Origin of the sequence: Protofrankia sp. CiP1_Cm_nod2 (genome assembly GCF_920664355.1) — a bacterium.
Lineage (GTDB): Bacteria > Actinomycetota > Actinomycetes > Frankiales > Frankiaceae > Protofrankia.
In genome coordinates this window covers 1-4,000 of sequence record NZ_CAKKTL010000119.1, presented here as the reverse complement: position 1 = coordinate 4,000, position 4,000 = coordinate 1, and the positions used below count along the sequence as shown (strand labels likewise).

The 4,000-nt window shown below is 72.7% G+C and carries 4 protein-coding genes; all 4 read left to right on the top strand.

Features of this window, described 5'->3' with window-relative positions; all coding sequences use genetic code 11:
- Positions 1-384 precede the first annotated feature (384 nt).
- On the top strand, positions 385-618 hold the full coding sequence (locus NBW84_RS14305) for a hypothetical protein (RefSeq protein ID WP_250285223.1): 234 nt from the start codon (positions 385-387) through the stop codon (positions 616-618).
- Between the two features lie 6 nt (positions 619-624).
- A complete protein-coding gene (locus NBW84_RS14300; RefSeq protein ID WP_250285222.1) occupies positions 625-1,167 on the top strand; it encodes a hypothetical protein in 543 nt (180 codons plus the stop codon).
- A 140-nt stretch (positions 1,168-1,307) separates the two neighbouring features.
- Positions 1,308-1,721 carry a hypothetical protein gene (locus NBW84_RS14295; protein ID WP_250285221.1) on the top strand — a complete coding sequence of 138 codons (414 nt, stop codon included), beginning with the start codon at positions 1,308-1,310 and terminating at the stop codon, positions 1,719-1,721.
- A gap of 59 nt (positions 1,722-1,780) precedes the next feature.
- Positions 1,781-4,000: peptidoglycan-binding protein (locus tag NBW84_RS14290; protein WP_250285220.1), on the top strand; the 2,220-nt coding region annotated here is incomplete at its 3' end.

The window sequence follows — 4,000 nt, the reverse complement described above, 5'->3', positions numbered from 1 at the left end:
CCGGGTCCACCGGGTCCGTCGGGTCCGTCGTCCCGCGGCGCCGCCGGCGGGCTCGGCGGCCCTGGCCGGCGGGCGGACGGTCGTACCCAGTGGCTTGCTGACCCCTCCGTCCTGCCTACCGGCCAGGGTGAATGGCCGGACGATGCCGGCGGCCGATCCATGCCGCGATCCATGCCGGGCGTTTCTCGACCCGGGTGGAGCATCGACGGCGCCAGGCAGCGGCGTCCGAACCAGGCGGGCCAACCGGGCCGGCCGAACCAGGCGGATCAGGCGACCGGGTGGGCCGAGGCTCCGGCCGGGCCGGCGGGCTCCGGAACCGGGCCGGTGGGCAGGCCGGGCCCATCGGGCCCATCGAGCCCGCCGATGCCGGCCCCGCACCCGGCGGTGAACGCACCGACGGCGTCGGCCCGGCTGGATCCCGCGCCGGTCATGACGGCGTCGCATCCGGCCCTGGTCGCGTCCGCCGGGCTGCCGGTGATCCCGGTGGCCGGGGCGTCCCTGCGGCGCGGGGCGGAACGCGACGCCACCGGACCGGACCTGCTGGACGACGCGGAGCTGACCCGCCGGATCGCCCGGGTGCTGCAAGACGAGGCCCGCCGGCACGGGATCGAGGTGTGAACCGGTATGAGACCGATGCTGGACGGCCTGGAACTGCCGCACGTGCAGGAGATCGGCACCTACGACCGGCGCGTGCTCGCCGAGCACCAGGCGCCGGGAGGCGACGGCAGCCAGCTGCAGGACCTGGGCCGGCGGCCGACCCGGGTGGCGCTGTGGGGGGTGGCGACCGGTACCGAGGCGGCGGGGTTCATCGACGAGCTGCAGCAGAGGTTCCGCTCGGGCTCGGCGCTCCCTTTCGTCGCCGACATCACCACCGACGCCAGGATCGACAAGGTTGTGATCGACGACCTGCAGCTCCAGGAGCTCGGCGGCCGTCCGGAACGCACGGCCTTCGTCCTGAGCCTGCGCCAGTTCCTCGAGCCCGCCGAGCCCGCCGGCCCGGCGACGGCGGCCCCCGACGTCCTCGGTGACGCCACCGAGCTGATGGACCGGCTGGTGGACGGGCTGGCCCTCGGCCAGGCATTCGTCACCGGCCTGGAGAAGTTCGTCGAAACCCTGTCGCCGTTCGTCGAGCGGATCAGCACGCTCAATGAGCTCCTCACGAGGTGAACTCCCGACCGGAGGTGAGAATCCCGACCGCAGACGAGTTCTCGGCCGCACATGAACCACCGCACATGAACCACCGGACGTGAGAATCCGGACCGAGCACGAGCTCCCGACAGATACGGACTCCCAGCGGAGGCGGCACGGTGGCCACCAACCTGTTTGATGACCTGAAGAAAGCTCTACAGGACCTGAAGGACTTCCTCAACGCGCACAAGGGTCCGGTCCAACAGGCGGTGCACGCGCTGAAGGCGGTCGGCCTGCCGATCGGGGACCTGCTCACCCAGCTGAGCGGCCTGCTGGCCAGACTTCAGACGGAAATCAAGAATCTCGACGTCTCCGGGGTTCCCGGGCTCAGCGACATCTCGGCGTTCACCGGCGGCGTGCGGTCGGTGCTCGACGCGGCGAAGAAGCTGCTGCCCGGCGACGCCGACGCCATCGGCGAAGTGGAGCGGATTGTCGACGTGGTCAGCAGCCTGCCGTCGCTGGACCAGGTGAAGACGGAGATCATCGAGCTGATCGACACCATTACCGGCATCCTCGGCGAAATCAACAGGTGAGCCTGACCGGTATCAACGCGCAACCGGTGTCAACACGCAAACGAGCGGGAGGGATCGCGGTGGCGGTGAAGCCGATGCTCGGCGACCTCGAGCTGCAGCTGGTCGACGAGATCGAGTCCGACCAGGACCGGGTGCTCGAGGATCACCCGGTACCCGGGCTGGAGGGCGATTTCACCGCGGATGCCGGCCGTCGCAACACCACGGTCACGCTCACCGGGGCCATCGCCGGCGAAGAGGCCGCCAAGGATCTCGCGGCGCTGCGCGAGAAGTTCCTGACCGCCAGCCCCGTCCCGTTCGCGGCGGACATCGCCACCGCCACCCGGGTGCAGGACGTCCTGGTCGAGGAGATGGGTGTGCGGGCGCTGGCCGGCAAGCCCGAGCTGTACGAGTACGCCTTCACCCTGCGTGAGTTCGCCCCCGCGCCCGCGGTGCCGACACAGCCGCCGCCGGTGATACCGCCGCCGCCGATCCCGCCACAGGTGGGTGTGCTGGAGGTCGAGGTCGTCGTGGCGGGCCGGCCGGACTTCGACATGAGCGCGGTCACCGTGACCGTCGCCGGCACCCGGGCCGACGGCGGCGCGCTGGACCGCAGCCTCACCACCCGCACCGGCAACGTGTGGACCGAGACCACCTTCCCGCCCGGCACCTACACCGCCCGCGCCACGGTCACCGCCCCGCCGTCCCTGCAGGGCGAGGCCGCCGCGGTCGTCCGGCCGGGCGCGCTGACCCACGTGACGATCGTCCTGCGTCCGGCCCCGCTGCTCGCGGCCACCTTCGTCGTCCACTTCCACTTCGACAACGCGTTCGTCGAGCCGTGCATGCGCACGGTGCTCTCGCAGGTGGTGGCCTACGCCCGGGCACACCCCGACGAGCGGCTGCTCGTCGTCGGCCACACGGACCTCACCGGCCCACCCGGATACAACCAGTCGCTGTCCGAGCGCCGGGCCCGCGCGGTGTTCGCCATGCTGACGGCCGGCAACGACCAGGCGGCGGCCGACGCGGCCCGGCAGGAGTGGAACCAGCTGCGCAAACCGCATCCGGCCGGAACCGTGCGAACCCTCGCCGACGGCTGGGGACGCCGCGAGCAGCAGTGGATCCTCCAGGACCTCGGCCGCTACCAGGGCAACATCGACTACCGGGACGACGCCGGCACCGTGACGCCGCCGCCGGAGAACGCCGAGCTGACCCGGCAGGCGGTACGGCGCTTCCAGTCCGACCGGGGGCTGCCGCAGTCCGGCACGGTGGACGAGGCCACCTGGGCCGCGCTGATCGACGCCTACCTGGCCCGCGACCCGCTGTCGGTGAGCCCGGCCCGGCTGCTGCCGAACGCGTCCACCGGCTGCGACGGCGGCCCGCTGAAATGGCTGGGCTGCGGCGAGAGCGACCCGGTGGACGACACCCCGAAGGCCGAACGGCGCAACCGCCGGGTGGAACTGCTTTTCGTCCGGGCCGACCGTCTGCCCGCCGCCGTGCGCCAGCCGGACACCTTCGACCTTCCCGCGCCGGGGGCGGTGAGCCCGAGATGGTGCCTGAACCCGGCCAGGACGGTCAACCGCACCTGCTTCGTCCGCCCGTACCCCCACCCGCAGAACCCGCGGCCGGGCTCCGGGGACCCGGACCCCGCACCCAAGGAGATCTGCACGGCTCCGGACGCCGAGCGTTTCTCCCGCCGGCCGGCCGAGCCGGGCAACGTCCAGGTGAGCGTCCACATCCACTTCGAGGACGGCACCCCGCTGCCGGACACGCCGTTCGTGCTGATCGCTCCGGACGGAAGAATCATGACCGGTGAGCACCGCGAGCGGACGGACGCTCTGCGCGGTTGGCCGACCGCGCGCCGCACAGGGCCCGATGGCCGCTGCGCGTTCGCCGATCCCGCCGGAATCGGCGTCTACACCCTCGAGGTCCGGGCACCGGTGGTCGTCCGGCGTAAGGGCGAGCCGCTGTCCGCGGCAAAGGGCAACGTCGTCTGCGCCAGGCTGGCGGACCCGGCGTCGGTGCTCGAGGCCGTCGTCACCAGCCGGGCCGCCGCGGCCGTCCGCCCCGGCATCAGCGCACCGGCGGCGGTCGTCGTCCGCAGGCCGGGCTGCAACCCGCGCCGGCAGCGAATCCGGCTCGGCGTCGACACCGCCTTCACCGGCTCCGGGACGTTCACCCGCTCCGGCGACGCCGTCCGCTTCTTCGACGCCGCCGTCGCCGGCACCGAGCTGGCCTTCGACGGCACCGACAACGTCTTCACCGCCGCGCGGCTGCTCGCCGGCGCCGAGGTCTTCGCCGAGGGC